The following is a 26,557-nucleotide window of genomic DNA, read 5'->3' as shown; positions in this document are numbered from 1 at the left end:
GCGCTGATCGGGTACGGCACCGTCACCCGCGACTTCCGCGAACGCCGGCGCGCCGAGGACGACATGCGGCTGATGAACGGCGAGCTGGCGCACCGCCTCAAGAACGTGCTGGCTGTCGTCCAGTCGGTCGCGGCGCAGACGCTGCGCGGCGTACCCGAGGCGGAAGCGGCGAGCCGTAACCTGTCCGCCCGTCTGGTGGCGCTGGGCGCGGCGACCGACGTGCTGACCGGCACCTCGTGGCGCTCGGCCGATCTGCGCGAACTGGCGACACGCGCGCTGTCTCCGCATGGTCGCATCGGCGAACGCATTCTGCTGTCCGGCCCGGCCGTGACGTTGAGACCTGAGCTGACGGTTGCCTTCGCGCTCGCCCTCCATGAACTCGCGACCAACGCCGCCAAGTATGGCGCGCTATCGAACGACATTGGCACGGTGACGCTGGCATGGTCGGTGGACGGGGATGGCGACGATGGGGTGCTGGCAGTGTCTTGGCGCGAGCAGGGCGGTCCGCCCGTCACACCGCCGGAGCGCAAGGGCTTCGGTTCGGTGCTGATCGAGCGCTCGCTGCGCTCCTATTTCAGCGGTAAAGCTGCAACCGACTACCGGCCGGATGGGTTGGTGTTTGAACTCGAAGCGCGGTTGAAGGACGCCGCGATCACGACCGGGAACTGAAACGTGGGCCAAAGTACGCCGATCGGCAGCAAGACGATCCTGATCGTCGAAGATGAAGCCTTGGTACGATTCGACCTCGTAGACTTCTTCTCAGATGCAGGCTGGCGGGTTTTCGACGCGGAGAACGCCGACGCGGCCATCGCCATTCTCGACCTCCACAAGGAAGTTCGGGTTGTCCTGACCGACGTGCAGATGCCAGGATCCATGGATGGGGTGAAGCTAGCGCACTACGTACGGGAGCGCTTCCCCCCCACCGTGTTGTTCGTCGTCTCCGGCAATGTGCCGATCCGAGATGACGAACTGCCGGAACGCACGACATTCTTGCCAAAGCCATTCGATCCGCATCGGCTGTTGCGTCAGATCGAAGCGGCACAAGTGGGGTAAAGCTTACCCGGCACGTTAGTGGCCAGATAGGCTGACCGAGCCCGCTGCTGGCGCAGCGGGTCCGAGGGCGCAAGAGCCGCGATGACGGCGCCCCAGCGGGGGCAGCACTGCGCTGCTTGGGGGGCTACACGCTGCCCCCGCTGCCACGAGGCGGTGTCATTTCTATTTGGCGGGGAATGTGTCTTTTCTAACTGGCGGCAACAACAGGAACGTGGCTTGTGCCGGGTTGGCAACAGCGGCTTAACCAGCGGCCGAACTCTTAACTTGGCTCAATAGTCGAGGTTGCGTTTTTCCATCTGTGCGGCCGCGAGGTCCGCGACCGGACCAGCGCCTTCGGCCAGCTCGTAGATCGCTATCACAGCCCTGTCGTCGAGACGCTCGACCATTGCCTGGACCGCTGACCAGTTAGCCACGTCGAGCGCGACCGTCGTGCTTTCGTTACCGGACACGGCGATCGGCCGCATCAGCCATCTTCGACCAGCGATCGGCCGAATGCAGCATACGGTCCCTAGCATGGGGCAGAACGAGCTGCTGGGCCTCGGCAAGGTCGGCCGCTGCCCTCGCGCGGTAGTCGGCTGCGGTATCGGCCATGAAGTCCCCTCAGTTTAGGCCAGCGTTCTAAAACCCTGGCCCGTTTATCACTTGCCGTTCATCCGATCGCGGACCGCCTTCGCCGGCGCGAACGTCAGCTTGCGTGACGCCGCGATCGTGATCGCCTCGCCCGTCGACGGGTTGCGCCCCTGGCGCTCTGGGGTGTCCTTCAGCTTGAACTTGCCGAACCCGTTGAGGCTGACTTCCTCGCCGGTCGCGACAGCCGCGGTGATGTTCGCAAGGATCGCATCGATGACCTTCCTGGCGTCCGCCTTTGCGAGGCCATGGGTATTGGAGAGCTGTTCGGCCAGATCGGATGTCGTCGTCATGAACACGTCCCGGTGGTGAATGATTGGACCGGCCTTAGCCCGGTTCACGTCGCGCCGCCATCGGGAGTTGCCTCCTGCGCGCTCATCTCGCCCTCATAGGGGCGGACGAGCTTCAGGGCGTCTTCATAGCTGCCGTCGAGCCATGCCGTGAAATCGCGAGGGTGAAGGATCGCCGGCATTGCCTTGGGATGCCAGGGATCGACGGTGGCGTTGGGAGAGGTGGTGCAGAAGGCATAGGCATCGCCGCGCTCGGTCGGCCGCCACAGACCGGCGAAGAAGGCGATGGGCTGGTCGGGCAGCGAAAACCACATCTGGCGGGGTTTGCCATCGTCGCCCGTCCCGCCGTCGGGATGCGGCTCGGCGAAGTGCGTGAACGGGACCAGGCAGCGCCGATCGGGATTCGCGATCGACGGCTTCCACATCGACGATGCGAGATTCCGCGCATTGGTGACGAACTTGTCCAGCTTGACCGCCGGGTCGCGCTTGCTCGCTACCTTGGTCGGGAAGCCCCATTCCATCGCGACCGGTTCGAGCGGACGGTTACCCTCCCCTGCCCGCCTGACGACCAGTCCGTAGCGCGCTGTCTTCTTGCCCGTCGGGAAGATCTCGCGCGGCACCGGGTAGGTCTCGTCCTCGGGATAAGGCGGCTCGAATCCGACCGCCCGCATCACCGCGGCCTGTTTGGCGCTCAGGCGATATCGGTTGCAGATCGATCGGCTCCTTCATCGTGCCCAGGTTAGAAGAACTCCCGGCCACCACGATACTCGCGCCAGGCATTATCCCATTTCGTGCCGACGTCGCCACTAACCGGCCGCGCGCCGACGTCGAATCCGGCCATCACGTCGTCGATATGCGGTGCCGGCGCCGGCGTGTTGAACGGCGCGATCCCGCGCGCCTTCAGGTGCCAGACATAGGCGCACTCGTGATCGGTGACCGGCGCGGCCTTCCCCCACGCCACGTCCTGGAACTGGCGCTGCGCCGCGCTCCTCGGCCGGCGCTCGCGCAGACGCAGCGCATCGTAGAACAGCAGATGCTCGCGCAGCAGCGCCTCGTAGCGTTCGATCGTGCGCGGGTTTTCGCCGTCCTGCTCCACCGTGCCCACTCCGTCAGTACGGGTGAAAATCCTCGCCAAACTCAATCCGATATGCTAGGCTTTGCAAGCCTAATTCTGACCAGCACGGTCAGCCACGGATTGAGGAAGGAGCGGCCATGTTGAACCACGAACCTGGCCAGATGGACTGGGATCGGTTCCCAATCGGTGGCTCGTCTTCAAACGGATATATCAATCCTAGCAACATGTACGATCAAATGACGCATGTAGGCCGGGAGGCATTGGCTGAAGCCACTAGACACGATGAATTTGAGCCACCCGAAGTGAGCGACAACTCACATGCAAAGCTTTTCTTTGTGTTTATTGCAATAGTAATGGCTTTCGCCTTCATCTTCACTCCCGGCCATTCCTAAGCTGGAACCGCCTCGGATCGACCGGAGCGCCATCCTTCCATAATTCATAATGAAGGTGCGAACCGGTCGATTTCCCGGTGCTGCCAACACGCCCGATCACCGCCCCAGCTTCGACCGTGCTGCCGACCTGGAAGCCAGACCGATCCTGCATGTGGAAGTATTTGCTCTGCGACCCGTCGCCGTGCTGCAGGACCACATAATTGCCGGCCCCGTTGGCCTGGAAGTCGTTTCGGATGACCTGGCCCGATGCAGGTGCGCGGATCTCCGTCCCTGCTGGCGCGGCAATATCCACCCCTCGGTGATGCCGTCCGGGCTCGCCAGTGACCGGGTCGATCCGACCACCCATTCCCGAACTCAGCCGCCCCGAAATCGGCAGCATCGCACGTTCACCGCGCGGGACTTCGTAAACATGGCTGGTGCCAGCTCCGATCCCGAGATTGTCACGGACCCAGTTGCGCGCGCCCTCAACACCGGGAAGTGTCGTCGTGATCCACGCATCATTGCGCTCTTGGACATGGTCACCTAGCTGACCCGCCGTCCCTCTCGCCTCGTCGACACCGTTGCCGACCTCGAATGCACCACGGGTGATGCGCGCTGACGCATTCGGGATCGCGTCTGCGACATTGCCGGCCAAGTCGAGATCGCGCGAACTTTCGCGGATCGACACGTCCGGTCCTTGTGCCCTGACACCGGCTGCGCGCTGGTTGCCCCATTGGTTTACCGCACCCGGGGTCGCCGATGCGGGGCCATGCAACTGCCCCGACAGACGCTCAGGCACGCTTACACCCAGTTCGTCGCGGACCGATGCGACGCGGCGCTCCATAAATTCGCCAAGCAGGATATCGCGCACCTGTTCCTGTTGCGGCGTGCGCGGCATGACCATGCCTGGCGTCCACCCGAACTGCGACAGCGTGTCGTCGCCGAGAAGCCGCTCCTGGGCATACACGACAAACTCCTGGCTCTCGTTCCGATTGAGCGACCAGCCCCGCGCCGAGGCCTCCCTGACATCGTTGCTGACCCGCTGGAACGTCTCTTCGGCTCGAGTTGCTTCCAACGACGCCGACCGCGATTCCCCGACGCTGACGCCCAGCTTCTGCGACAGCGACCGAACCTCGCTATCTCCGCTCGTGCTAGATTCACGCATGAATTCGTCGCGTGCTGCCCGGGCCTGCGTCGAGTTAGTTTCCTTTGTAATGTAGTCTTGTAATTCCCCGTAGGCGTTATCGGCCGACAGCGTCCTGTTCGTATTTTCGGTCGCGATCGATGCGATTTTACCGCTGAGGCCAGCCCTTCCGGTGACGCCCCACAACTTCTTAAGAACTTCTATGCCGGCGTTCGCGTCGCCTGTGGTCTGCGAAGCACGGGCGACTTGCTGTGCATCGGACTCACTAAGACCAAAGCGATTGCTCAGTCCGGTGGAAAGGCTCCGAGATGCCTCCGTCATTCTGGTGATGCTGTTATTGAACCCCGACCCCGTCTCGGTCGAACTACCACGCCGATGCTCAGCGGCCGTCAACAGATCCGTCGCCGTCGTCGCCGTCGCGTTCCAGGATTGCGATGCCGCGCTGCGGAGCGACTGGGTGTGCGTCTGCCCGTCCGAGAGCGCCCGGCTCATGCTGCTGTCGAACCCGGCGGTCCGCGTCGGCGTGAATGCGAGGTTCGAGATGCCCTGGCGGGTATCGAACGCGTTGGTCCCGTCCGCGAAGCCGTACGTCACGCCACCGTCGGCGTTGGTGAACGTGCCGACCGAATAGCCCGAATTGAACTTGGGCTGATCGTCGAACTTGTTCGCCTGGGTCATGCCCGACGTCAGGTTCTGGAATGAGGTATTGCCGTACGAGTAGTTGCCGGTGGTGCGCTCGGTCGCGGCCTGTTCGGCCGCGCTGTGCGCCGGTTGCAACATCGAGGTCGCATGCCCCGCGATCGCCATCGCGCCGCGCGCCATCCCGCCGGCGATGAACGGCACGCTCATCATCAGGAAGCCGGCGAGCGTCGAGATCGATTCATTGACGCTCGCCATGCCGTCCGAAACCAGCAGCGTCGGCCCGATCGGCGCCGCCGCGTGATAGAGGCTCGCCGCCCTGCTCATCACGAACATGTGCAGGATGACGTAGAGCGGCCCCCAGGAGGCGAGGTAGAAGAACCCGGTCGCATAGCCCTTGAGCGTCTGCAGGCCGGTCCTGGGGAACAGGAACAGCGGGAAAAGCACCGGGAACATCGCGTAGAATACGACCGTCAGGACGATGCCGAGAAGCGGCACCCAGGTCATCGCCTGCGTAGCGATCGAGGTGTAGGTGTTCTTGGCCTGGGCGTCCGCGCGCTGCGACGCATAGGCGTCCCACCCGGCGTCTGAGAAGCTCTCGCGCGCGGCCAGGAACGCGTCAATCATCGAGATCTGTTTCAGGTACGAATAGGCATCGGTCGAGGTGCCGTGCATCTGCGCCGCGACCACCGGCAGGTCATCGCGAATGCGCTGCGCCGCGATCGTGTCGGCGATGCCAGGATAGGCGTTCCTGGCGAACGGGATCAGATCCTTGTCGTAGGCCGTCTGCCACTGGGCATCCATGCGCGAATAGGCTTCGTTGCACGGGATTATCGAATTTTCGGTGGTGCCGGGACCGGTCGAACTGATCCAGCGCTGGCTGCGCGCCGGCGACCCCGGCCCGATCGACTCCCACAGGTTGCTGGTCTTGGTCAGGTCGTCCATCGCCTTGAAGCCGAGCAGCACGTCATAGAAGGTGCATTGCTTCAGATGCTCATCGAGGTTGGCGCGGAACACGCTGTCGGTGATCTGGAACGTGCGTGCCTTGTCCATCAGCCGCGCGCCGTAGATCATGCCGTTGTTGGTCAGCGCGAGCGCGTTGGGCATGACGAACACGGTCTCGGCCGAGCGCGTCATCCAGTCGCCGACCTGGCTCGTAAACGAGGCCATCACGCCCAGGCCCAGCGGCACGTTGTCGACCACCGAGGGCGCGAGCGCGGGGTTGATCCGGTCGGTCACCTTCACCGTGACGGTCGGGACCATCAGCATCATGTAGATGAGCGTCGACTGGAGGAACCAGTTGAACCACGCCCGCCAGTCGAGCGAGAAGGCGACGACGAACAGCGAGTAGATGAAGCCCATCACCATCACGACCTGGAGCATCGAGCGGTAGCCCCCGCCCCCGGTCCATGCCGCGACCGCGTTGAAGACGTTGACGATATATTCGCCCCCGCCGATCGTGAAGACTTCGAGCCCGCCCATCGCCGTCGCTCCCTTGCCGCCGTTTACCGCAAGCCCTGCGCGCTGAGGCCGCGTCCGAACCGGAGCGAAGCCGACAACTGCGGGCTCATGGTGTTCTTGAGGGTGGATTCCATGAACTGGGTGTACTGGATCACCCGGTAGGTATTGGAGATCTGCCCGGCCATCTTCTCGCTGCGCCGCGACAGCTCGGTCTTCACGCTGTCGACCTGGGCGCGCCACGCCTTGAACTCGTCGGTCGAGACGAACTTCGCGCCCGCCTGCGCCTGCGAGATCGTGTCCAGCATCCGGTCGAGCATCGACATCAGCATGTCGATCGCGACCATCTCGGCGAGCGTCGCGCGATCGCCGCCCGAGAGGCCCATGTGCGCCGCCTCGTTGACGACGAGGATCTTGTAGAGCGGGATCGACGTCATGCCCAGCAGCGCGATCTCGTCACCCGACAGCGCGGCGTTGGAGCGGATCTTGCCCGACATGCTGTCCATCGCCTTCAGGACGCGCGTACGCAGCGCCTCGTTGGTCGAGATGCTCAGCTTGGTGGGCGTGGGCTTCAGACACCCCTTGTCGTCGGTCGTGTCGCACTGCCACACATCGGTCGGTGCCGAGGCGGTGCCGTCGAGCAGCGCCTGATAGGTGTCCCAGCTGGCCGGCGCGATGAACTGGAACGCGCCCATGCTGTCCTTGGCCTTGGTCGCGTCATAGATGATCGTGCCGACCATCGTCATGAGGAACTCGGCATATTCGCGGGACGGCTTGGTCGCGCTTTTGGCGTTCAGCGCATACCAGGTGTAATTCTTCGACTGGACCAATTCGGCATCGTCGCCGGCACGCGCGATCGTATCCTCACGCTCGCCCTTGTTGGTGCAGCCGTGGCGCGCCGCAGCCGCGTCGGAGAAGAACCCCTTCGCCCCGCCGACCTGCTGGCAGATCGTCGAGGACGCCCCGTCCATCGCCGGCCACAGCGAGCCGACCGCCTGCTGCGCCGCTTCGCACGAGGACATGTTGAACGCGTTCAGCTGCTGCACGCGCTGGCTCATGTCCTTCATCACCCCGCCGATCTGCGCGGAGATGCTGTCGATCGCGAGCTGGAAGGCGAAGCCGATCGCGTTGTTGGCGGTCGCCTTGAGCATCGCCACGATCTCGTCGGCGTTGATGAACGAGAACGACCCCGCGAACAGGTCGATGCCACCGCAGCCGCCACGCGCGCTGGGGAGCGCGACGCTGACCGGGTTGATCGACTTCTGCGGAAAGCGGCTCCACAGCGAACCACCCGAGTAATAACCCGCCGACTGCCCCTGAAAGGCGGTCGGGCCGGTCACGTTGGCGGCCGCGCCCGACTTGTTGAAATAGCTGTTCATCTCGCCCTGGACGTCGGCCAGCGCCGGCGTCGCGACGAGACCGCCCAATGCGAGGATCATGCTGGCCTGCGCGAGAACCGCGGCGCAGAAGCGGACGATCGAGCGGACCATCAGAAGTCACTCCCGGGCTTGACGCTGGTCAGTGTGAAGATGCGGTTCATCACCTCGTCGGCCGCCATCACGCCGTAGCCGATCGGCATCGGCTGCTTGGTGACGGTGTCGAACAGGACGAGCGCGGGCACCTGCTGGCCGCGCATCCCCATCGCCTTGTACTGGCCGGTGTCGACCGTGTAGTTCGGGAAGGCGCGGGTCGGCCCGCCATCGAGCGAGATCGCCATGACGGTCAGGCCGAAACGGTCCGAGACGCTGCGCATGATCGGCCCGAAGGTCTCGCAGGCGGCACACGCCGACGAATAGAAATAGAACACGCCGTACCGCTGCGAGATCTGCGACAGGACGCGCTCGCGATCGGCGTTACGCGTATCGAGCCAGGTCCGCTTGCCCAGCTGGCTGACGGGGCGCTGGAGCGTGTAGTCGAGGTCAGGGTTCTGCCACACCGTGCGCTGCCACATGTCGGCGAACGACGAGGCGCGGTCGAGCTGCTCGCGCTGGAAGGCGATATAGTGGCTGATATTCTCGGGCGTCGGCTCGAGGATCGCCCGCGCCTTCAGTTCCTCGAGCTGTTTGGAGATCGCCGCCAGTTGCTCGGCCGACGACCGCGTAGGCTGCGCCGACCGCTGCTCGGCGGGCTTGGCCTTCGGCTTGTCGCAATAGAACCAGGTGCCGAGCCGCCGCTCGCGGCAGTAGAAGTCGTCGCCGGTCTGCGCCGCGACGCGGTCGGCCGAGCCGAGATCGTCCGCGCCGCCGTAGCTGTCCTGGCCGCCATCGCGGCCGTCGTCACCGACATCGCGGCTCGACGACACCGAATCCGGCAGCGGCGTCAGGTCCTGCGCCGTCGCCGGCGTCAGCACGGGCGACGCGACCGAGAGGATGAGAGCGAGGGTCAGGGCCTTGCGCATGTCAGTCGTCCTTCTTCTTCTGCTTTTCGCGATCTTCCTGTTCGCGGCGGGTGAGGTAGGATTTGAGCGTCCCGAGGAGCGACGGCTCCTGAAGCGACACGAGCTGCGCCATGTCGTCGGCGAGGATACGGAACAGGTTGCCGTACACCCCGATGATGAGGTTGCGGGCGTGCCGGCGCGGGTAGAGTGTCTCGCCCCGGCGCAGGATGAGATTGGCGCGGATCAGCCGCGCGATCGTCGGTTCGAGATCGGCGACGCAGAGCTTCGTATCGAACCAGCTGTCGAGCGTCGGGATGAGGAACCCGGCCGGGTGCGGTCCGGCGCGCAGGAGTGCGATCAGCACCGCGAATTCCGCGACCGAAAGGTCGGGAAACGGACGATGGTCCGACAGATGCGTCACGCCGGTCATTGGTTCTTCTTCGCCTCGTAATAGGCCTTGATCCGCTCCTGGATCTGGCGTGAGGTTTCGATCTCGTCGGGCAGCTTCGCGGCGTCGACGAACTCGGCATAGACCTCGGTGAAATCCATCACCGACAGATCGAGGCGCGAGAATTCGTCGAGCGTGAACCCCTTGCAGGTTTCCTTCTTGGCGCTGCCCCACGGCTTGTTGATCTGCGGGCGACCCTGTTCCTGCAGGATGCGCGACAGCTTGCTCTCGAAGCAGCAATAGGCCGTCTTCTTGGAGGTGCAGATGCCCAGCACCTTGTCCGAGCAATATTCGCCCAGCTTGTGGCACATCCCCATCCGGTCCTGCACGTCGAGCAGCTTCTCGTCGTTCGAGCACATGAACATCGTCAGGAACGGCGTCGCGAGCGCGGCGATCGCCACCGGCCCGCCCGCGATCGCGGCCGCGCCGGCAGCGGTCGTGATGAGGCCCGACGCCTTGCCCGCGCAGCAGTTGACCAGTCCGAACACCGGCTTGTGGCAGGTCTGCCGCTTGCCCGAGAACAGCGTCAGCGTATCGGGATCGAACTCGGCATTGGCCTGGCCCAGCGCGTGCAGCCCGACCACGGCGTCCTTGAACTCGGTCGACGCCTCGCGCTCGACCGGTTCGCATTCGCCGTCGATGCAATAGACGTCATCACCGCAGATATATTGCTTGGGACCGGTCGAAGGCGGCGTCGGGACCGGGCATTTGTAGACCTTCGTCGTGACCTGGCACGGACCGGACTGCGGATCGTCGAGGCACTCGTCACGCAGGAAGGTGCATTTCCCGCCGTTCTCCAGATCGCTGCAATCGGACGCCTGGGTGATGCGCTGACAGGTGAACGGCCGCGACCACGCCCAGCACGATGCCGTGACCGACACACCGTCGATGATCCGCGTCTCAGGCCCCTCGGTGCAGACCTCCGGGCCGGTCGCGGTGCAGGCGGTGTCGGACACCAGCGCCGGACAGCTTCCCTCATTGCGCGTCAGCGTGACCTCGCGCGTGCCTTCCTTCCTGAGATACACCGTGCCGGTCGCGTAATTCTGGTGGGCCGGGATCTCGGCCTGGGGTATTTCGGCCGAGCAGGAATAGAGCTGCGCGTTGGTGCGCATCGACGACTGCTTCTTGCACCATTTGCGATAGGACTCGACGTTGCCGCCGCCCGCCCCCAATTCGATCTGCGCATCGCAGATATGCGGCGTCCCCGCCTCGACCCGGCACAGGCCGGCGCTGACCTTGGCCTGCATGACGCTGTTGCGCGCGAACCCCTGGCCCTCGTTCTGGTCGCGCACGCCGTAGTAGAAGTACCTGAGCGTATCGACGATTACCGGGTCCATCCTGCCGGTGCAGGTCGCAGGCGTTTCCTCGAGCTTCGCGCCCTTGTTGCAGGTCGCCTCGTAATAATCGGTGGTGCCATTGGGCGGCAGCGGCTTGCAGCTGCTATCGACACCGCCCACCGACTGACCGGCCAGATAGCTGTTGGGGTCCTTCTCGACGTCCTGCGCGCGCGTGAGGTCGCCGGCGGGCACGGTCACGACCTTGCGGCCCGGATCGGTGACCAGCTGCCATGCCTCGTTAGCACCCGCAGCCGACCCGCCCGCCGCGATCAGCGCGTCGGGATCGTCGGCATAGGCTTCGCCGGGCTGCGTGCCGCTGCTGAAGCCAGGGATGGTCGAGGGAAGGTCGGTCGAGGAGATGATGCCGCCCGATGCCTGTCGCGCCGGGGTCGCCAGCGCCTTCGCCGCGGCGCGTGCCGCCGCCATGTCCCCTTTGGGATAGGTGTAGGTCGAACTGCTCGACTGCGCGCTCGGCTCGGCCGCGACAGCATTGCTCGACGCTGCGGGCTGAACCGTGCGGGCCGTGCTGGCGGTGGTCCGCGCGGGAGCCGCGCTCGGCTCGGCGACGCTGGTCACCGTCGTCCTGGCGACCGGCGCGGATGTGGGTGTGGGGGTCGGGGTGGGCTTGGGGGTCGTGTCGCTGAAGTAGGTGTAGTCGCCCAGGCCGTAGAAGTCGCCGACGCCCTGCTGGCCCTGCTGGGTGGACTGGGCCTGGGCGAGCGCCTGCGCTGCCAGGACCGGCGCGAGGAGACCGATCAGGAGGCGGCCCCCCCGCATGGTTCAGGGATTCCGGCCGAGATTGGCGAGCGCGGTCCGCGCGACCAGCGCGCCGGGACCGTTCTTGCCAGCGAACGTCTCCAGCGCGTAGCGCACGGTGACGTTGCCCTCGATGCGGTCGAACGGAGGCGGCGTCGTCTTGCAGGTGAGACCGTCGCACGGGGTGAAATCGCTCGACGAGACTACCATCGTCGGGACCGCGGTCACATCGAACGCGCGGAACAGGCGCGGGTCGATCCCGATCGAGGCGAACTGCTGGTCCTTTTCAACCACCTTGGAGAGCGCGGCGATGAACGCCTTCCCCGAATTGCCGGGGAAGCCACGGAACACCACGACACCGCCCGCGGCCGAGGTATCGGCGATGATACGCTTCAGCGCCTGTTCGGGCATCGAGGTGGACACGAACACCATGAACTGCGGCGCGGTGCCCTGGTTCTCCTTGAGGTTGGTCGAGGCGGCCTGGATCATCTCGTCGAAGTCGACCGCCCCCGCCGGCCCCGTGGGCAGGCTCGCCTTGTCGATCGTGCGCATCTGTTCCAGCGCGACCGCCTGGACGGTCTGCGCATCCTTGCGGAACGCGTCGCCGCGCCGCTCTACCTCGTTCACCAGCGCGGTCGCGTCCTGTTCGGACTTGGCCGATCGCGCGCGGATCGCGTCGAGATCGAGCCCCTCGACGGTCTGGGCGAGAACCGCGCAGCCGGTCCCGATCGAGGCAATGGCGAGCGCGGAGAGGAGGAACTTCTTCATGTCAGGTCCTCACAGCATGCAGCAGTTGCGCTTGCGCCAGAGCAGGTAGCCGAAGTCCTCGCCCTTGACGGGGAAGGCCCGGCCCGCATCGGGCGGGAGCGTCGTCGCGCCGATCGGCGAGCAGGCATATTTGCCGCTCACCGTGGGCGTCGGGTTGGTCATCTGGATGCGGTATTGCGACTTCTTCAGGATCGGCATGACGTACTTGTTGCAGAGCGCCTTCGATCCCGCGGTGCCCCAGGCCAGCCCCTGCCGGTGCATCTTGAACAGCAGCCGCTCGGCTGCGAGGCGCGAAGACTGGACCGGCGAATTATGCGCCGCGATGTTGCCGTTCATCGGGAACATCGAGCCGTTGCAGCCCGAGCACCAGAACATCGGGTCGATCGGCAGCTTAGCGCTCGCCGCCACGCAGTCGGCCGCGCAGGCGGCGACCGCGATCGGATTGTTGAACAGCGCGACCTCGGGGTTGATGAGCGTGGTCAGCACGTCGTCGTTCCACAAGGGATCGATCTCGGTCATGTAGGCGACGTCGAACGAGGCCTGCTCGAAGCACAGGAAGTCGGTCAGGATCTCCATCCAGTAGAGCAAGGGATAGACGTAATAATGCGCCTGCCAGTTGGCGCTGGCCTGGGTCGCCCCGCCCTTGATGAGCGGGCCGGTATACTGCCCCTGCCCGATATCGAGCCCCGGATTGAGGCGAAGCCCGCCCAGGTTCGGGAAACACCACGGCTTTGTGGTCACATCGACGAGCCGCGCCGGCTCCCAGAAGCCGATCGAGATGCCGATGCGCGGGATCGGCGAACCGCATGCGCAGACCGGCAGGCTCGGGTTCTTGGTGTCGGGTCGGCTTCCCGGCCAGATGTGCGCCCCGCCCACCGACAGCGGGAACAGACACGACCAGCAGACGTCGGTGATCGGGTTGACGAACTTGCCGGTGCAGTTGGCCGGGAGCGCGCTCGCCGGCGCCGGCAGCAGCGCGAACGCGGCAATCATGCCGAACAGAGCGAGCAGGCGGCGGATCATGCCCTGCCCTCCCCGTCCGGCTGCGCCGCGAGGCTCGCGTCGAGGAAGGCGTTATCGGCGCGGTTCTTGGCAATCACATAGACCGGCACGAGCACGACCAGCGCCATCACCAGTCCGGCAAGCGCGCCCCCTGCCCCGGCGCCGAGCGCGGCGCGCAGCGGCTGCAACGCGCAGATGGCGGTCGCCAGCGCGATCGCCGACCACAGGATCGCGAGCCGCATCGCCTTGAGGGCCGGCGTCTCGGGCGCGGCCATCGGCGTCCTGAGCATGTCGAGCCACATCATGCGCCCGCTCCCGGCATCTCGATCTCGCTGATCTTGAGCACCTGGCCCGCCGGTTCGACCACGGCGGGGACGCGCGCGATCCCGAAATGGCTGGTGAGCTTGCCCTGCTGGTCGAAGAAGAAGCGGCGCTTCTTCTCGCCCATACGGTTGAACGGCGAGCCGGCGACGAAGATGATCTTGGCATTCTGCGCGGTCCACCGCTTCAGCGCCCAGTCGACCTGCGCATCGTCACGGCCGTCGATGAACACGAGGTCGGTCTTCATCGCGACGAACGAGAGCGGATTGACGCGCTGCCCGGCGCGCGCGACGAGCCGGCCCTTCTGGTCCTGGATATCCTGATCGAGCACGATCGTCGGGTCGAACGTCCAGCTGCGGCTCTCGCGCACCGCGCCGATGCCGGCGACCGGAATCGGGTTGCGCACGCGCTCCTCGGTCTTCTCGCGGAGCGCCGTCTGCATACGCTCGATGCCGCCATTGGCCTGCAGCGTCTTGAGCCTGGTGTCGATCGTCGCCAGCAGGTCCGGCTCGGCGATCGCCCAGGTCTGGCCCATCACGCCGTGATCCTTTGCGAGCGCGCCCTGCACGACCGGCCAGGACGACGAGGCGACCAGCGCCACGCCCAGCGTTCCACCGAAGAGGCCCGCGCGCCGGATCACAGGATGGGTGTCCCGGTGCCGATGATCTGCTTCGCGCAGGCGAAGCCGATCTCGCCGTAGCGGCTGTCGAACCCGTCGGGGTGCGCGGTGCCGACATAATAGCAACCTTCGGGCACCCGTCCGACCGGCCCCGGCGTCAGCACTTCGCCGAAACGCGAGCGCGGCTTCATGTGGGCGACGCGAACGCCGTCGACATAGACCCATTCCCCGCGATGCTCGACCAGCGCGCCGGCCTCGCCGATCACGCGCTTGCCGAACGGTCCCGAATCCGGTCCAAAGTGGCGGCGCACCAGCTCGCCCTCGGGCGGCGCGAAGAACACATAGTCGCCCTTCGCGGGTACGCGGCCGCGCTGGATGAAGAACGCCCAGTTGGGGAGGCTCTCGCTGGCGTTTATCATGAAGGCGTGGGTCTCGCGCCACGCCGCGATCGAGTTGTAGCCGCCCCACACGATCCCGAGCAGCGCGACCGCGCTCCACTGGCGGACCCGCTTGACGATCAGCGCCTTTCGGGCCGCGCGGTCCCCGGCGACGTCAACCGCCGTGTGGGCCGCATGACCGACCCGCGCCAGCGCCTCAGTTGCCGCTGCCATCGACCCCTCCCGGCGCGGACTGGGTGACCGTCGCCTCGACCGGCGAGACCGGCGCAGGCCCGAACGGCGAAGCGGTCGGGACCGCCGCCCCTGGCGCGGCCGGCGCGACGTTCCCGGAGGCCTGGGGAAGCATCGCACCGACCGCGGGACCGGCCGGGGCGTTCGGCGCGGCCGCGGGGAGCGGCACACGCGCGAAGACCGCGCGGCGGATCTGGTCGGTGATATCGGGGACGTTCTTCGACAGCACCGCCTCGCCGACGAGGACAGTGGTGCCGCTCGCGCCGACCTTCTTCATCTCGTCGTCGAGCGCCGACATGAACGCCTGGGTCTGCGCGGCCACCTGCTGGGGCTGACCATTGCTGTGGCTCTGCGCCTGGACATATTCCGAGACGATGCCTTCGAGCCGGACGCTCGCCATCGGCACGGTCGCGGGCGGGGCCAGGAGATGCTTGGTCACCCACGCCCCCCACAGCAGCACCGCGACCGCCAGCGCGACCGCGACATAGGCGATGACGGGCAGCCCCTGCGGCTTGCGTCGGTCTACCTTGTCCGCGACCGGACGCCGCGGTGCCGCGCCGGCCGCGTCCTCACGGGGTGCCGGCGCCGGGGCGGACGGTTCCACCGCCGCGGACGCGGCCTCGGGACGATCGAGAACATCAACCATGACGGGGGCCTTTCGTGGAAGTGATGATCGCGCCGAGCAGGCGCACGCGGGTCACGGCGACGATGCCGAACGCGACCAGCCACACGACGAACAGCTGGTCGCCGAACGCCGCGCGGCGCGCCTGGTCGGCCGCGACGAAGCGCGTGCCGAGGTTGGCGACCTGCGAGAAGAAGCCGAGCGCGGTGAAGTCGCCGAGCATCAGGAAGAACAGGATCGCGACACCGAAGGTCGCGAGCAGCGTCATCGCCATCCAGCCCGACACGCGCAGCAGGATATAGCAGGCGTCGCCGATCGCGCGCGTGCCCGTGCGTTTCCAGTCGGTCGCAGCCGGCGCGTGCCAGTCGCGCTCATGCGTGAAGGCGTTCATTCCGCCGCCTCCACCCAGGGCTCGCCCGGAGGATTGTCTCGATATTCCTCGGGGAAGGCGACGCGCTCGATCGCCTCGTCCATCGAGCAGCCGAGCTCGATCAGATGCTCGATATCGGCGAAGGTCTGCGGGCTCGAGGAATAGAGCGTCGCCGAATATTTATCGAGGACGAGCCGCCCGACCGCCATCGATTCCGGCCCCTTGATGAGGATGTCGGAATATTCCGCGCCGTTGCGCTTCAAGGAACGCAGCAGGCTTTCGGTGTAGGGGTCCATGTCGAAGCGGCCGTGCTTCTGGAAATCCGAGATCGTGTCGGGTTTCTGCATCAGGATGACCGACCAGTCGGAGTTCTCCAGCGCCGCAAGGCTGCCTTCCGACTTGTAATAGTCGTTGAGAGACTGCGTCGCGGTGATGAGCGACGCGCCATATTTGCGGCAGGTACGGCTGTAGGTCTCGACGAAATCGGCCATCGACCCGCCGCGCAGCATCTGCCACGCCTCGTCGATTAGCAGCGCCTTGGGGATCTGGCGATCCATCCGGCGCATCGTCTGCGACGACATGAACATGATCGCAGTCAGCACGACCGAGCGCAGTTCCTCGCGGCTCGACAGGTCCGAGAGCTCGAACACGGTCAGCGCGTTCGACATGTCCACCGACGCCTCGCCGGTGAAGAAGCTGCCGTAGGTGCCCTTGCCCGAGAACGGGAACATCGCAATCGCGAGATCCGTGCCCTGCACCGAGCCGTCGGAGCCGAGCGCCTCGATCACGTCGTCGACGCACCCTCCCCTGCCCTTGGCCTCCCACACCTGGTTGACCGCGCGGTCGATCAGGCCGCGCTCGGTGTCGTTGAGCTTGTCGATGTGCCGGCCCATCTGCCCGATGATCGACTTGAGCATTGCGAGCGCGTCGACGAGATAGTCCTCGTCCTGCGCCACCAGCGTCTCGTCGATCATCGAGAACGGATTGAGGCTGAACCCGTCGCGTAGGCGAAACTCGACGAAGTTGCCGCCCAGGCTCTTGGCCATATGCTCGAACGAGCGGCCGTCATCGATCACGATGATCTTCGCGCCCACGCCGGCGAACGCCGCGCACAACTCCTGCAGCGCGACCGACTTGCCCGAGCCGGACTTGCCGAACACCGCGACATTGTGGTTGCCCGCCTTGTTCTCGAATGGCGACCAGAAGAAGGGCTGGCCGCGCCGCCCGATGAACATCAGGTGCGGCAGATGCCCGCCGAGATACTCGCCCTGGATCGGCAGCATGTTCGCCGCGGTCGAGGTCAGCATCGTGCGCAGCCGCTTCATGCGCTTCAGGTCGCTGTCGAGCCCGTTGCCCAGCGTCATCGGCAGGCACGACATGAACGCCATGATCTGGAGGAACCGCTCGTCGAGCAGGTCCCAACCGGCCGCCTTGTACATCGACTTGACGGTGCGCTCGTTGGCGTCACCCTGCCCCTTCGGGCTGATGATGCCGACCGCATAATAGGCCTGCACCAGCTTCTTGCCGAGGCGCAATTCCTGGGTGACATGCTCCCATTCGCGGCTCTGGTCCTTCAGCTGCGGGAGCAGCCGCGCCGACTTCGAGTCCGCGAGGCTCGACGTGCGCATGAACTTGTAACCGGCCTTCGACGAGGCGGCCTGTTCGTCCTGGTAACACAGGCACAGCGACGTGAGCGTCGGGCACCCCGGACGCAGCTTGTCGGAGAACATGTCGCCGATCAGCTTCTGCACGTCCCACGGCGCCCAGCGGTTCGGCAGGTTCCTGACCGAGAAGAAGCGATAGTCGAACGTGTCGGGCCGAATCTCCTGATACTGCGTCTCGCCCGACAGGTTCGTCACCGCGCGCAGCGGCTCGACCGACACCAGCAGGCGGTCGGCCTGGACGACGGTCTGGACGTCGCGCCGCACGCACTGGTCGGCGATCGGATCGAGGTCCGAATATTCCGAGACGTGGTCGGAGACGTCGAACGCCGGCGCGGTGATGTCGTCGATCAGCGCGATCAGATCGACCGGCTTCAGCCGGGTTGCCGGCATGTCGATCGACTGCAGGGTCGAGACGATGCTGTCGCGAACGCCGGTCAGCTCCTCGGGCGTCGCCTTGCCGCTGCGGATCGAGACCGACAGGAAGATGCGATGGTTGCGGACGTGGAACGGTCCGTCCTTCGACATCGACACCCATGCGCCGTGGCGCAGGAACGCCGATCGCCGCTCGGCGATCTTGCGATGGATGCCGCCCGCCTTGTAGCGCGGCAGCGCATATTGCGCGATCAGCGCGCCCACGCGCGGGCTCTGGAAGGCGAGCAACTGGACGCGCGCGCTGGGGGGCACGCTCTCGGACAGCATCTGTGCGATGATCTCGCCGGTGCGCTCGTCCGCGCCCATCAATGGCGCGAGTTCCAGCGCGAACGCGATGCTGTCGGTCTGGTAGAACAGGTCGTGCCGCGCGTCATAGCTGCGGTACGGCAGCCACTGCGACAGCATCGGCGCACCGTGCGACGGCGTGCCCTGATCGGGTGCGCGCGTATCGCCGAGCAGGCGCGCGATGAAGCCGGTCTTCGCCATGACGATCAGTCCTCCACGCGCGGCGAGAAGGTCGCTGGACGGTTGCCCGGCGCGCTCGACGCGAGTTCGGGCGGCGCCGGCTTCTGCGTCGCGGCGATCGGGACACCCTTGCCAGCAGCCGCGTCGCGCGCCCTGGCCCGCGCGGCCGCGACCGCTGCCGCACTCGGTGCGCCGACCGCGCTCGCCGCACCTGCAACCGCTGCCGGGGCGGCGACCTGCGCGACCTCGGCGGGCACCGGGGGAAGCGCGGCGATCGGCGCGCCGAGCTGCGAGAGGATCTCGGGGCTGACGTTGAGCGTCTGCGTCGCGGCGAGCGCCGAACCGTGGCCGTCGGTCGCCGCCAGCCACTGGCCGTTGTCGACCACCGCCTGCACCACCGCCGTCTCATGGAACCGCCCCGCGGCGTCGACATGCGAGGGGAACACGATCCGCAAGACCTTCTGCGGCCCGACCCCCGCCGCCTGCGCCGGCACAGGCGTCGAGGCATAGGCGATCCGCTGCGTTCCCCCGGTGTTGCGCGGCGGAGCCTGGTACGGTCCGGCTGGATGATAGCCGCTGTCGCCGGTGATCTCGGCTAGCGCCTTGTCATCGATGACGGTCGCCGGCGCGCAGCTGCCACCCTCGGGCGCGCCGCACGCGAACTTGCCCGAGATGTTGGTGCCCAGCGTGGTGCAGCTGGCGAGCAGTCCCAGGCTCGCGGTCATCGCCAGCGCGGCGATACGCTTTGCGCGGGCGTGCGGGCGATAGTCGGAAACCGGGCAGGCCGGCAGGCGGATCACGGATCGGGTCACGACTTGGCTCCCTTCAACCATTCGACGAGCAGGGCCTTGGGCCTGAAGCCCTCGATCACCGCCCCGTCGGAGCGGACGATGACGGGCGTCCCGTTGATGCCGTGCGCCTTGGCGAACGCCTCGTTCTCATCGAGACCGCTGGTGTCGCACTTCGCGCCTGCCGGGACCGGGTTCTGCGCATAGGCCGCGCGGACCGCCGCATGACGATCGCGGGCGCACAGCACCTGGTCGGCGATCTCGCGGCTTCCCAGCACCGAGATCGGTCGCTCGATCACGCGCACGTTCATCGTCTCGAGCGCCTGACTGAGCGCGCGGCAGTAGCCGCAGCGGAAGTCCGAGAAGACGGTGACCGTCTGCGTACCCGATCCCCAGGTGATCGCGCCCTTGCTCGACAGCCGCGACACATCGAGCGTGCGGGCGACAGCGGGCTGGGTCGTGACGCGCGCACCCGCCCGCGCCGCGCCTGCCTCGGGCGCATCGGGCGCGGCATTGGCCTTCGCCGCGCCGCCCACCAGCATGTCGGGATTAAGCGCGAGCAGCTTGGCGGCGGTCAGATCCTGTCGCGTCTCCATGTCATAGACGCGGCCGATGACGAGGTAGCGCGCCGACTTGTCGACGTAGAACAGGTTCGCGCCCGCCACGACCTCGCACAGCCCGTCGACCTTGGAACAGTCGATCGCGTCGACCTTCGTCTTGGGAAGCCGCTTCTGCAGCGCGACCTGGACCTGCGCGCCGATCGGCGCCTCGGCCGAGCCGGTCAGCAGCATCGCCGCCCCCGCCATCGCGCCGATCATGATAGTATTTGCCATGTGACCGCCTCCTCCCGGGCTCAGTTCTGGATGAAGACGCCTTCGAGGAAGACGATCTCGACATCGATGCCGGTCGGCATCTCGATGATGGGCTGGTACTGTTCGGCCCGCTCGATCAGGTATTTGCTGACCATGTCGGCCGACTGCGCGACGCCGTTGCCGATCCCGGCCTGAGCGATATCGCCGATGCCGAGTTGCTGGCGCTTCCCGTTGACAGTGACGTTGGTGCCCTGGAGCAGCATGTCGGTGTTGGCCGAGAAGCCGCGCCCGAACCCGCCTGCGATCCCGGCGATGAAGGCCTGGGTGACGAGCCCGCCTTCGCGACTGACGACACGGCCGCGCACGCCAGTCTTGCCGGCGAAGCTGATGAAGCCCTTGACGTCCGACACCGCGAACCGGCCATTGGCCTGCGGGCAGGTCATCCGCTGCAGCTTGACATAGACCTTCTCGGACGAGAGGTCGCCGCGCGCCGCACCGTTGATGACGCAGCCCTCGATCCGCGTCGTGAGCAGCTTGCCGTTCTGGTAGACCGAGCGCGCCGGGCCGGTGATGCGCAGGATCACCGGCAGCGGATCGGTCTGCGACTGGACCCCCGCCGAGGCGTCGACGCCGACGATGACCTTCGCCTTGGCGATCGAGTTGGGCGGCAGGTAATTGGGGCTGTCGGTGTAGCTGGTCGTGCCGCCCGAGATCCGTGTCGCGGTGCCCGACGGGCCGCCCTCGAACGATACCAGCTTGATCGAGCGCGACTGCGACACCGCCGCCGCGGCCGCCTCGCCCGCCGTCATCGGCGCGCCGGGGGTGCGGTAATTGGGCTGGCCGGGGCCGTACATCTGTGTCGGCGCCGGCGCGACCGGCGCGGCGTTACGCTGCGCGATCTGCTGGCGAAGCTGGTCGTTCTCCTGCTGATAGGCGCTCATGACCCGCTGGCCGTCGCTCGCCATCGACTGTTTCTCGCCCTGGAGCGCGGCGATCTGCGCCTGCAACTGCTCCATCTGCGCGCGCTGGCCGTCGACGCCTTTCAACTGATTGTTGATCGACTGCATCTGCGCTTCGGATGCGGCCTGCCATTCACGCTGCGACATGTTGCGGTTGACCATGTCGTCGGTGGTGATCTTCACCTCCTTCCCGTCGGTGCCGACCGGCTTCAGCTTGGCATCGTCACCCATGACGTACCAGGAGCCCAGCACCAGCGCGACGGCGCCGCCACAGCCGAGATAGAGCAGCTGCTTCTTGCGGACGGCATCGTTGCCGGCCATCAGCTCGCTGTCCCCGCCCTCCTCCGGCTCGGTATCGAGCTGCTTGGCACGGTTACGCTGGAAGATGTCCCTGAGGCTCATGGCCGCACTCCGTTGGCGAGGCCCGAAGGCGTGACGATATAGGCGGTGGTGGCTTCACCGGGCTTGAGGTTGGGGTTGGCGACCGAGACCGCGATCGCGTTCGACGGCGCGATCGTGCCCTCGCCCAGCGCGACCGGCACCTTGCCCCGGTTCTCGATCCTGAGCGTGCGGCCCGCGAGGCTGGCGCCGCGATATTCGGCGACCATCTGGACCTTGAGCGCGCCGATCATCACCGGGTCGGTGACCGCCGGCCTGACCTCGAACCCTTCGAGCGGCGCGGACTGGAACATCGCCTGGACAAGCGTGGCGGACGCCTCCTGCGGCGATGCCGCGACGGCCGCGACCTGCGTTTCCGCGGCGCCGCCGATATCCTTATTCTCGACGAACACCTGCTGCGCGTCGTCACCGGCGAGGCGGCACGAGAATTTGTAGACATAGCCCTTCGACGTGGTGCCGAAGAACGACACGTTCGGCCGAGAATAGGCTTCCGGGACCGACACATAGATGTCGCCCCGGGTCGGTTCGTTGACCACGGTGAAATCGTCGGTATCGACCCCGGTGGTCAGCTTCGAGACGCTGGCGAAGCGATCGTCCTTGAGGCTGACGCGGGTCAGCCCCGACTTCGACATCGTGCAGGCGACCTCGCTGTTGTCCTTCGCCAGCACATGCTCGTCGGCAAAGGCTGGCGCGGCGAGCACCATTCCGCCCGCGACGATCATCCCTGCCCCGATCAGGCGCGATAGCGAACACAGGCGCGATGCGAAGGCGGTCCCGCCCCCGATCAGCCCGACTGCGACCCAGGCGGTCATGCGTCGTCTCCGATGGTTGCCGCGGCGTCCTTGTCGGCCTTGGTGACCATCCCGAAGCCCTTGAGCTGGAGAGTCAGGCCGCGATACGCCCAGTAGAAGCGGAACGTCTTCGGCTCGGCGGTGACCGACTTCGAGCCGACGACGGTGTGCAGCGTGCCGGTCACTTCCGAGGTCAGTTTCTCGGTGTCGACCTTCATGCCGGCGAGCGTGAAATACTGGCTGATGCTCGATCCGCGCTGCTCGTTGAGGATCTTCATCAGGTCGCGCTTGAGCGAACCATGTGCTTCCGGCGTGGCGATCGCCAGGATCGAGTCCATCCAGTATTCGAGATTTTCGGGCGAGCGGTTGAGCGTCATCAGCGCGGTGTCGCGCGTGACCATCTCCAGATACTGCTCGCTGACCCCGCTCGACGACAGCGTCAGCGGGGAGCGGACGATCGGCTGCAGGACGATCTCCCGGTCACGGGTCGCGCCGACCAGGAACAGCAGCACCACGAGGCCCGCGAGGACCAGCGCGACGATGCCGAGCATGTTGCGCTGCTTGAGGACGCGCTGCGACTGCGCGAGACCGACAGAATAATCCATTTAGCCCACCATCACGCGAAGGTGGGAGGGCGGTGTCGCCTTCAGCCCGGTAAAACTCGACGGCAGGTGCCAGTAGGCCATGTGGAGAATCCACGACGTGGCCTTGCCGGCTTTGAGTTTCCGAAAACCCCACCAGCCGAGCAACGAGACCATCAGTCCGATCACGACGTGCTGCGACAGGATCCCCCAGATGAAGGGGATCGCCATCGCGAGGAACTCGTCCAGCGTCCAGAAGCCGATCAGCTCCGGGTCGTCGAGATGCGAAGGGATGGTGTACCGGTCCATAAGCTAAGCCGCCCTCCCAGCGGTTGATCCAGCCGACGCCTCAGATCGTCGCGGTGACGGTCGAGGTGACGATCGGGATACCCGTGCCCGCGCCGACGCCGACGGCGACGGGAACGGCCACCTGGCCCAGGCTGAAGCGGCCCGACGCCAGCGCGACGATGCCGCCCGCGAGGCTCATGACGGTGATGATCTTGCCGCCCGAGCCCTCGAGGAAGTCCGTGAACTTCGTCAGCGCGGTATTGAACGTCGTGTCGGCGCCGGCGAACGCCGCCGACGCGCCCAGGACCATCAACATCGCGATGATCGCCAGGCCGAGAAGGACACCATTGATCTGGCCACCCTTCGGCATTGAAAGTGCAGACATGCTCTTTCCCCTTGGAAGACGAAGCACAAGCGCGTCGTCTCCCTAAGGATTTCGCAAGTATTGACCCTCGACAAGACGGAAAAAAATTACCGTATCGACTTTGACTGCGGGAAAGCCCGACTACGCATTTCCGCCAAAAAACTGACGCGATGAGTCTGCAGACAAACATAGAGCAGGTAATTTTTTTACCACCTGCGGAATTTTTTTACCGCCTTCGTTGCGAAACTGGAATGACCATCCCCGGTCGTGCGGCAATGATTGATTCGAGAAACTATCAATCCAGATGGTATGCGCTCGTCCGCACTCGGGTTATCCGTTCCCCATGTCGAATGTGATCTACGCCTTCCGGGTCAGCGATGAGCTGTTCCGTCTCACAACAGAAGCGATCAGAACCCGGTCGCTGGCAACGCGACGGTTTGAGACCGTTTCCTCTACCGCCCTGTATGGACTGGAGAAATTCCTGGATATGCCGGATTTCGAACTGATGCTCGAACGCGCCTCGACGATCGAGGACAATGGTGAAAACCGGGTCGGTTTCCGCATTCAGATCGATCAGAAGGCGCTTTTCCAGGCCGCGCGGGACAGGGCCACTACCGACCCCACCACCCCTGCCACAGCGCGTTTCCTGCTCACCGTGTCGATGCTGTGCGTCTTCGATTGTGCAATTCGTCGAAAAGTTCCGACTAACGCTTAAAAAATATTGACAGCCTCTCGGGCTATAACCGTATATAGCGCCCAGAAGGGGGGTCGTCATGACTGACCAGAGGGATGCAGCAAGCCGACAGACCGAGACAGACTTCTACTATCCGCTTATCATCGAGCAGTGGAATCGCCGTGGCGTAACCAATGTCGAAATGGCCCGGAGACTCGGGAAAAGCGTCAGTCTCATCGGAAAGGTCAAATCCGGTCGCGCCAGCTTTACGGCCGCGATGCAGATAAGGGTCATGGAGATCCTGGAGATCGACCGGCAACGTGCGTTTCTTGCCGCAGTCTGGATGAAGACGCCCCTCGCCTATTTCGATGACAGCTTCGACAAGATCTACCTCGTCGCGTGCCGCTTCGTCGAAGCTTCCTGCCCCCAGTTACTGTCGCTCGCCGAGCAGGTGAAAGGCGATGGGCTTGCTCCCGAAGCGATCGAGCGGGTTTTGCAATCCATCCTGATGAACATGCTCAATTCGGTTCCCCCGCCCCGGACCGGAGCAAACTGAACCAATTCCGGTGGTGAACTCCGTTCCCATCAAACGAGCTTTGGAGAGTGACACCTGTTTCGCTTAGAGGGCGATATGGACTCTCAGCCGAAACCCGCGCGGTCGACCCTGTCGATGCGCCGCAAAAAAGAACGCGAGGATGCTGCGGGTTACAAGCGGTCCACCTATGCGCTCTCCCCTGCATCGCTGCGAGTCGCGGACGAGATCCAGCGTCGCTATCAACTTGGCTCCCGCGAGGCCGCTATCAACGCACTTCTCGAACTCATCGACCGCGATCTGTTCCTGTGGCACGACATCCTTGTGTCGGAACGGCGATAGAGGCCTCTGATGGATCTGCGCACCAGTCCGCCAGCCGACGAATCGGGTCATGCCATTGTCGATTTTCTCGACGAGCATCGACTGCCGCACAGCCCCGAGAATTACGGCTTCGCTCACACCTATTTCGAAGGTGCTGACGAGGCCCATTTCATGGCCGTCGCCAATCTGATCGACGGCGGTTATCGCCTCAGACAGGAAGACGTGCGAGCGATTTCGGCACCAGCGGATCTCCATGGCACCGCGACGACGATCGGTGAGCTTTCCACGGAGGTCATGCACATCATCGGGGCAACCGCCCAGGAAGCCAATGCCTTCGTCAAATCGCTCACGCTCACCGCGGCCGAACTGGTCTCGACAGACGGCAACATTCACAGCGCGGTCGCTCGGATGACTGCCCAGGCCGAGCGCGCCGAGGAGCGGTTGAAGCAGATGAGCCTTCAGACGGCGCTAGTCCGCGAGCGCCTACGCTCGCTGGGCGTCGATACCGACATCGATCCTGCTACCTCGCTCCTCAACCGCATCGCGATCGACTCGGTGCTCACCGCCGCACTCGAGCGGGAAGGCCCTACCCTTCTTGCGCTGGTTGCGCTCGATCAGGTCACCTCGATCGGGGCGGCTCATGGGATCGGCGTCGTCGAGCGGGTCCTGCGCGCGCTGGGCCAGACATTGCGGGATCATTGCATGCCGCACCGGGTCGGCCGCTGGGAGGCAAAGCGGATCGCCATCGTGTTCGACAACTGCGACCCCGAAGCCGCCCGCGATATGCTGAACGCAGCCCGCAAGGCATTCTCGAGGCGAAAGCTGCAGCGCGTCGAGAATGAGACGCCGATCGGCGAGGTGACATGCTCGGCGGGTCTCGTACTCGCCCCCAACGCTGTCTCCGAGGATCTGATTGCAGACGCAGCCGATGCGCTGGCACGGGCTTCGAATGGCTTGGGCAACCGGGTTATTCTTGAGCAGCCAGCTGCGCGCCCATTCCCGTGATACGCCGCACGCGTCGGCACCGCAGCTATCGCGCGGGAAAATGCCTGTAAAAGGTCGAGATCGAGACGCCGATCGCGCGCGCGATCTCACGCGACGACATCTCCGTCTTGAGCAGCTTGGTGGCCGCGTTCCGGCGCTCTTCGGTCATCATCGTCTTTCGCCCGCCGAACCGGCCCTTGCGCCGTGCGACGGCCAGCGCAGCAGTGGTCCGCTCGCGGACCAGCTCGCGTTCCATCTGGGCCATCGCCGCCAGGATGTTGAAGACGAGCCGCCCCGCCGTTCCCGAAGTGTCGATTCCATCGGTGATCGAACGCAGCCCGATCCCCTTCTCGTCGAGGTCGGCCGACAAATCGACCAGCCCCTTCATGGTGCGGCCGAGGCGGTCCAGCTTCCACACGACCAGCACGTCACCCGATCGCGCATAGGCAATCGCTTCGGCGAGGCCAGGACGATTCACTTTCGCGCCGCTGGCCTTGTCGGAATAGATGTAGCGCGACATCGTCGGTGACTGGTCAGCGACATTGATGGTGATGTGTCAGCGGTGACGTTGGGGATAGTGTCACACGAGGTTGGCCTG

The 26,557-nt window shown here is 65.4% G+C and carries 33 protein-coding genes; 7 read left to right on the top strand and 26 right to left on the bottom strand.

Annotated features, from left to right (window positions below; genetic code table 11):
* Positions 1–63 precede the first annotated feature (63 nt).
* Together A7X12_RS26275 and A7X12_RS13200 are read left to right on the top strand one after the other, a co-directional pair.
* The gene (locus tag A7X12_RS26275) at positions 64–669 is read left to right on the top strand and encodes a sensor histidine kinase (RefSeq protein WP_064312073.1); all 606 of its coding nucleotides are present in this window, start codon (positions 64–66) and stop codon (positions 667–669) included.
* A gap of 3 nt (positions 670–672) precedes the next feature.
* Positions 673–1,053 (top strand): response regulator, encoded by a 381-nt coding sequence (locus A7X12_RS13200; RefSeq protein ID WP_064312072.1) that lies wholly within the window; start codon positions 673–675, stop codon positions 1,051–1,053.
* A 269-nt stretch (positions 1,054–1,322) separates the two neighbouring features.
* On the opposite strand, the gene A7X12_RS13195 is transcribed toward A7X12_RS13200, so the two are convergent.
* From A7X12_RS13195 to A7X12_RS13180, 5 genes are read right to left on the bottom strand one after another with little or no spacing between them, the layout of a single operon-like run.
* Positions 1,323–1,517 carry a hypothetical protein gene (locus tag A7X12_RS13195; protein ID WP_010409232.1) on the bottom strand — a complete coding sequence of 65 codons (195 nt, stop codon included), beginning with the start codon at positions 1,515–1,517 and terminating at the stop codon, positions 1,323–1,325.
* Positions 1,492–1,644 (bottom strand): hypothetical protein, encoded by a 153-nt coding sequence (locus A7X12_RS25570; protein WP_007406311.1) that lies wholly within the window; start codon positions 1,642–1,644, stop codon positions 1,492–1,494. Before A7X12_RS25570 ends, A7X12_RS13195 begins: the two co-directional genes overlap by 26 nt.
* 47 nt (positions 1,645–1,691) lie before the next feature.
* Positions 1,692–1,973, bottom strand: coding sequence for an HU family DNA-binding protein (locus A7X12_RS13190; protein ID WP_010409234.1), 282 nt, complete (start codon positions 1,971–1,973; stop codon positions 1,692–1,694).
* 44 nt (positions 1,974–2,017) lie between these two features.
* Positions 2,018–2,683, bottom strand: coding sequence for an SOS response-associated peptidase (locus tag A7X12_RS13185; protein ID WP_269747821.1), 666 nt, complete (start codon positions 2,681–2,683; stop codon positions 2,018–2,020).
* 26 nt (positions 2,684–2,709) lie between these two features.
* A complete protein-coding gene (locus tag A7X12_RS13180) occupies positions 2,710–3,066 on the bottom strand; it encodes a hypothetical protein (RefSeq protein ID WP_010409236.1) in 357 nt (118 codons plus the stop codon).
* Positions 3,067–3,182: 116 nt separating this feature from the next.
* Here A7X12_RS13180 and A7X12_RS25565 point away from each other — a divergent pair, with 116 nt between their 5' ends.
* Positions 3,183–3,437, top strand: a complete 255-nt coding sequence (locus A7X12_RS25565; protein WP_029623254.1) for a hypothetical protein — start codon at positions 3,183–3,185, stop codon at positions 3,435–3,437.
* Here the strand turns inward: A7X12_RS25565 and A7X12_RS13175 are convergent.
* Genes A7X12_RS13175 through A7X12_RS13080 form a run of 20 tightly spaced genes read right to left on the bottom strand, consistent with a single transcriptional unit; the run spans position 3,418 to position 23,401 of the window.
* A complete protein-coding gene (locus A7X12_RS13175) occupies positions 3,418–6,681 on the bottom strand; it encodes a conjugal transfer protein TraG N-terminal domain-containing protein (RefSeq protein WP_064312071.1) in 3,264 nt (1,087 codons plus the stop codon). The genes A7X12_RS25565 and A7X12_RS13175 overlap by 20 nt on opposite strands.
* 23 nt (positions 6,682–6,704) lie before the next feature.
* Entirely contained in the window at positions 6,705–8,147 is a 1,443-nt protein-coding gene (locus A7X12_RS13170) for a conjugal transfer protein TraH (RefSeq protein WP_064312070.1), read from the bottom strand.
* A complete protein-coding gene (gene traF, locus A7X12_RS13165) occupies positions 8,147–9,055 on the bottom strand; it encodes a conjugal transfer protein TraF (protein WP_064312069.1) in 909 nt (302 codons plus the stop codon). Before traF ends, A7X12_RS13170 begins: the two co-directional genes overlap by 1 nt.
* 1 nt (position 9,056) lies before the next feature.
* A complete protein-coding gene (locus A7X12_RS13160) occupies positions 9,057–9,464 on the bottom strand; it encodes a hypothetical protein (protein WP_064312068.1) in 408 nt (135 codons plus the stop codon).
* The gene (locus tag A7X12_RS13155) at positions 9,461–11,596 is read right to left on the bottom strand and encodes a conjugal transfer protein TraN (protein WP_064312067.1); all 2,136 of its coding nucleotides are present in this window, start codon (positions 11,594–11,596) and stop codon (positions 9,461–9,463) included. The genes A7X12_RS13160 and A7X12_RS13155 overlap by 4 nt, the downstream gene beginning before the upstream one ends.
* A 3-nt stretch (positions 11,597–11,599) precedes the next feature.
* A complete protein-coding gene (gene trbC / locus A7X12_RS13150; RefSeq protein WP_064312066.1) occupies positions 11,600–12,343 on the bottom strand; it encodes a type-F conjugative transfer system pilin assembly protein TrbC in 744 nt (247 codons plus the stop codon).
* Positions 12,344–12,352: 9 nt separating this feature from the next.
* Positions 12,353–13,366, bottom strand: a complete 1,014-nt coding sequence (gene traU / locus A7X12_RS13145) for a conjugal transfer pilus assembly protein TraU (RefSeq protein WP_064312065.1) — start codon at positions 13,364–13,366, stop codon at positions 12,353–12,355.
* Positions 13,363–13,650 (bottom strand): hypothetical protein, encoded by a 288-nt coding sequence (locus A7X12_RS13140; RefSeq protein WP_064312064.1) that lies wholly within the window; start codon positions 13,648–13,650, stop codon positions 13,363–13,365. Before A7X12_RS13140 ends, traU begins: the two co-directional genes overlap by 4 nt.
* Complete coding sequence (traW, locus tag A7X12_RS13135; protein ID WP_064312063.1) at positions 13,647–14,306, bottom strand: type-F conjugative transfer system protein TraW; 660 nt, start codon at positions 14,304–14,306, stop codon at positions 13,647–13,649. The genes A7X12_RS13140 and traW overlap by 4 nt, the downstream gene beginning before the upstream one ends.
* Positions 14,303–14,896: a S26 family signal peptidase gene (locus tag A7X12_RS13130; protein ID WP_064312062.1), complete on the bottom strand. Its 594-nt coding sequence runs from the start codon at positions 14,894–14,896 to the stop codon at positions 14,303–14,305. The genes traW and A7X12_RS13130 overlap by 4 nt, the downstream gene beginning before the upstream one ends.
* Entirely contained in the window at positions 14,880–15,560 is a 681-nt protein-coding gene (locus A7X12_RS13125) for a TrbI F-type domain-containing protein (protein WP_064312061.1), read from the bottom strand. Before A7X12_RS13125 ends, A7X12_RS13130 begins: the two co-directional genes overlap by 17 nt.
* Positions 15,553–15,927, bottom strand: coding sequence for a hypothetical protein (locus A7X12_RS13120; protein WP_064312060.1), 375 nt, complete (start codon positions 15,925–15,927; stop codon positions 15,553–15,555). Before A7X12_RS13120 ends, A7X12_RS13125 begins: the two co-directional genes overlap by 8 nt.
* Complete coding sequence (gene traC / locus A7X12_RS13115; protein WP_064312059.1) at positions 15,924–18,488, bottom strand: type IV secretion system protein TraC; 2,565 nt, start codon at positions 18,486–18,488, stop codon at positions 15,924–15,926. Before traC ends, A7X12_RS13120 begins: the two co-directional genes overlap by 4 nt.
* 5 nt (positions 18,489–18,493) lie before the next feature.
* The gene (locus tag A7X12_RS13110; protein WP_064312058.1) at positions 18,494–19,279 is read right to left on the bottom strand and encodes a hypothetical protein; all 786 of its coding nucleotides are present in this window, start codon (positions 19,277–19,279) and stop codon (positions 18,494–18,496) included.
* Positions 19,276–20,088 carry a DsbC family protein gene (locus A7X12_RS13105; RefSeq protein WP_064312057.1) on the bottom strand — a complete coding sequence of 271 codons (813 nt, stop codon included), beginning with the start codon at positions 20,086–20,088 and terminating at the stop codon, positions 19,276–19,278. The genes A7X12_RS13110 and A7X12_RS13105 overlap by 4 nt, the downstream gene beginning before the upstream one ends.
* Positions 20,089–20,108: 20 nt before the next feature.
* Complete coding sequence (locus A7X12_RS13100; RefSeq protein ID WP_064312056.1) at positions 20,109–21,428, bottom strand: TraB/VirB10 family protein; 1,320 nt, start codon at positions 21,426–21,428, stop codon at positions 20,109–20,111.
* Complete coding sequence (locus A7X12_RS13095) at positions 21,425–22,237, bottom strand: type-F conjugative transfer system secretin TraK (RefSeq protein ID WP_064312055.1); 813 nt, start codon at positions 22,235–22,237, stop codon at positions 21,425–21,427. The genes A7X12_RS13100 and A7X12_RS13095 overlap by 4 nt, the downstream gene beginning before the upstream one ends.
* Positions 22,234–22,821 carry a type IV conjugative transfer system protein TraE gene (locus A7X12_RS13090; protein WP_064312054.1) on the bottom strand — a complete coding sequence of 196 codons (588 nt, stop codon included), beginning with the start codon at positions 22,819–22,821 and terminating at the stop codon, positions 22,234–22,236. The genes A7X12_RS13095 and A7X12_RS13090 overlap by 4 nt, the downstream gene beginning before the upstream one ends.
* Entirely contained in the window at positions 22,822–23,106 is a 285-nt protein-coding gene (gene traL, locus A7X12_RS13085; RefSeq protein ID WP_007406330.1) for a type IV conjugative transfer system protein TraL, read from the bottom strand.
* 40 nt (positions 23,107–23,146) lie between these two features.
* Positions 23,147–23,401, bottom strand: a complete 255-nt coding sequence (locus A7X12_RS13080; protein ID WP_420794432.1) for a hypothetical protein — start codon at positions 23,399–23,401, stop codon at positions 23,147–23,149.
* A 391-nt stretch (positions 23,402–23,792) separates the two neighbouring features.
* Here A7X12_RS13080 and A7X12_RS13075 point away from each other — a divergent pair, with 391 nt between their 5' ends.
* From A7X12_RS13075 to A7X12_RS13060, 4 genes are all read left to right on the top strand, one after another.
* Positions 23,793–24,164 (top strand): hypothetical protein, encoded by a 372-nt coding sequence (locus A7X12_RS13075; RefSeq protein ID WP_064312052.1) that lies wholly within the window; start codon positions 23,793–23,795, stop codon positions 24,162–24,164.
* Between the two features lie 58 nt (positions 24,165–24,222).
* A complete protein-coding gene (locus A7X12_RS13070; RefSeq protein ID WP_064312051.1) occupies positions 24,223–24,678 on the top strand; it encodes a helix-turn-helix domain-containing protein in 456 nt (151 codons plus the stop codon).
* Between the two features lie 75 nt (positions 24,679–24,753).
* Positions 24,754–24,996 (top strand): hypothetical protein, encoded by a 243-nt coding sequence (locus tag A7X12_RS13065; protein WP_024310628.1) that lies wholly within the window; start codon positions 24,754–24,756, stop codon positions 24,994–24,996.
* Positions 24,997–25,005: 9 nt separating this feature from the next.
* On the top strand, positions 25,006–25,980 hold the full coding sequence (locus A7X12_RS13060; RefSeq protein WP_064312050.1) for a GGDEF domain-containing protein: 975 nt from the start codon (positions 25,006–25,008) through the stop codon (positions 25,978–25,980).
* Between the two features lie 25 nt (positions 25,981–26,005).
* On the opposite strand, the gene A7X12_RS13055 is transcribed toward A7X12_RS13060, so the two are convergent.
* On the bottom strand, positions 26,006–26,479 hold the full coding sequence (locus tag A7X12_RS13055) for a recombinase family protein (RefSeq protein WP_084445426.1): 474 nt from the start codon (positions 26,477–26,479) through the stop codon (positions 26,006–26,008).
* Between the last annotated feature and the right edge of the window lie 78 nt (positions 26,480–26,557).

It is taken from the genome of Sphingomonas sp. TDK1 (genome assembly GCF_001650735.1).
Taxonomy (GTDB): Bacteria; Pseudomonadota; Alphaproteobacteria; order Sphingomonadales; family Sphingomonadaceae; genus Sphingomonas.
Note: the sequence above shows the minus strand (reverse complement) of the source record. Positions and strands in the feature narration are given on the sequence as shown.

Excerpts from the sequence above, each read along its gene's own strand:
- A7X12_RS26275 (WP_064312073.1), top strand. The coding sequence starts at position 64 with ATGCGGCTGATGAACGGCGAGCTGGCGCACCGCCTCAAGAACGTGCTG.
- A7X12_RS13195 (WP_010409232.1), bottom strand. The coding sequence starts at position 1,517 with ATGCGGCCGATCGCCGTGTCCGGTAACGAAAGCACGACGGTCGCGCTC.
- A7X12_RS25570 (WP_007406311.1), bottom strand. The coding sequence starts at position 1,644 with ATGGCCGATACCGCAGCCGACTACCGCGCGAGGGCAGCGGCCGACCTT.
- A7X12_RS13190 (WP_010409234.1), bottom strand. The coding sequence starts at position 1,973 with ATGACGACGACATCCGATCTGGCCGAACAGCTCTCCAATACCCATGGC.
- A7X12_RS25565 (WP_029623254.1), top strand. The coding sequence starts at position 3,183 with ATGTTGAACCACGAACCTGGCCAGATGGACTGGGATCGGTTCCCAATC.
- A7X12_RS13175 (WP_064312071.1), bottom strand. The coding sequence starts at position 6,681 with ATGGGCGGGCTCGAAGTCTTCACGATCGGCGGGGGCGAATATATCGTC.
- A7X12_RS13170 (WP_064312070.1), bottom strand. The coding sequence starts at position 8,147 with ATGGTCCGCTCGATCGTCCGCTTCTGCGCCGCGGTTCTCGCGCAGGCC.
- traF (WP_064312069.1), bottom strand. The coding sequence starts at position 9,055 with ATGCGCAAGGCCCTGACCCTCGCTCTCATCCTCTCGGTCGCGTCGCCC.
- A7X12_RS13160 (WP_064312068.1), bottom strand. The coding sequence starts at position 9,464 with ATGACCGGCGTGACGCATCTGTCGGACCATCGTCCGTTTCCCGACCTT.
- A7X12_RS13155 (WP_064312067.1), bottom strand. The coding sequence starts at position 11,596 with ATGCGGGGGGGCCGCCTCCTGATCGGTCTCCTCGCGCCGGTCCTGGCA.
- trbC (WP_064312066.1), bottom strand. The coding sequence starts at position 12,343 with ATGAAGAAGTTCCTCCTCTCCGCGCTCGCCATTGCCTCGATCGGGACC.
- traU (WP_064312065.1), bottom strand. The coding sequence starts at position 13,366 with ATGATCCGCCGCCTGCTCGCTCTGTTCGGCATGATTGCCGCGTTCGCG.
- A7X12_RS13140 (WP_064312064.1), bottom strand. The coding sequence starts at position 13,650 with ATGATGTGGCTCGACATGCTCAGGACGCCGATGGCCGCGCCCGAGACG.
- A7X12_RS13130 (WP_064312062.1), bottom strand. The coding sequence starts at position 14,896 with ATGGCAGCGGCAACTGAGGCGCTGGCGCGGGTCGGTCATGCGGCCCAC.
- A7X12_RS13125 (WP_064312061.1), bottom strand. The coding sequence starts at position 15,560 with ATGGTTGATGTTCTCGATCGTCCCGAGGCCGCGTCCGCGGCGGTGGAA.
- A7X12_RS13120 (WP_064312060.1), bottom strand. The coding sequence starts at position 15,927 with ATGAACGCCTTCACGCATGAGCGCGACTGGCACGCGCCGGCTGCGACC.
- traC (WP_064312059.1), bottom strand. The coding sequence starts at position 18,488 with ATGGCGAAGACCGGCTTCATCGCGCGCCTGCTCGGCGATACGCGCGCA.
- A7X12_RS13105 (WP_064312057.1), bottom strand. The coding sequence starts at position 20,088 with ATGGCAAATACTATCATGATCGGCGCGATGGCGGGGGCGGCGATGCTG.
- A7X12_RS13100 (WP_064312056.1), bottom strand. The coding sequence starts at position 21,428 with ATGAGCCTCAGGGACATCTTCCAGCGTAACCGTGCCAAGCAGCTCGAT.
- A7X12_RS13095 (WP_064312055.1), bottom strand. The coding sequence starts at position 22,237 with ATGACCGCCTGGGTCGCAGTCGGGCTGATCGGGGGCGGGACCGCCTTC.
- A7X12_RS13090 (WP_064312054.1), bottom strand. The coding sequence starts at position 22,821 with ATGGATTATTCTGTCGGTCTCGCGCAGTCGCAGCGCGTCCTCAAGCAG.
- traL (WP_007406330.1), bottom strand. The coding sequence starts at position 23,106 with ATGGACCGGTACACCATCCCTTCGCATCTCGACGACCCGGAGCTGATC.
- A7X12_RS13080 (WP_420794432.1), bottom strand. The coding sequence starts at position 23,401 with ATGTTGATGGTCCTGGGCGCGTCGGCGGCGTTCGCCGGCGCCGACACG.
- A7X12_RS13075 (WP_064312052.1), top strand. The coding sequence starts at position 23,793 with ATGTCGAATGTGATCTACGCCTTCCGGGTCAGCGATGAGCTGTTCCGT.
- A7X12_RS13070 (WP_064312051.1), top strand. The coding sequence starts at position 24,223 with ATGACTGACCAGAGGGATGCAGCAAGCCGACAGACCGAGACAGACTTC.
- A7X12_RS13065 (WP_024310628.1), top strand. The coding sequence starts at position 24,754 with ATGGACTCTCAGCCGAAACCCGCGCGGTCGACCCTGTCGATGCGCCGC.
- A7X12_RS13060 (WP_064312050.1), top strand. The coding sequence starts at position 25,006 with ATGGATCTGCGCACCAGTCCGCCAGCCGACGAATCGGGTCATGCCATT.
- A7X12_RS13055 (WP_084445426.1), bottom strand. The coding sequence starts at position 26,479 with ATGTCGCGCTACATCTATTCCGACAAGGCCAGCGGCGCGAAAGTGAAT.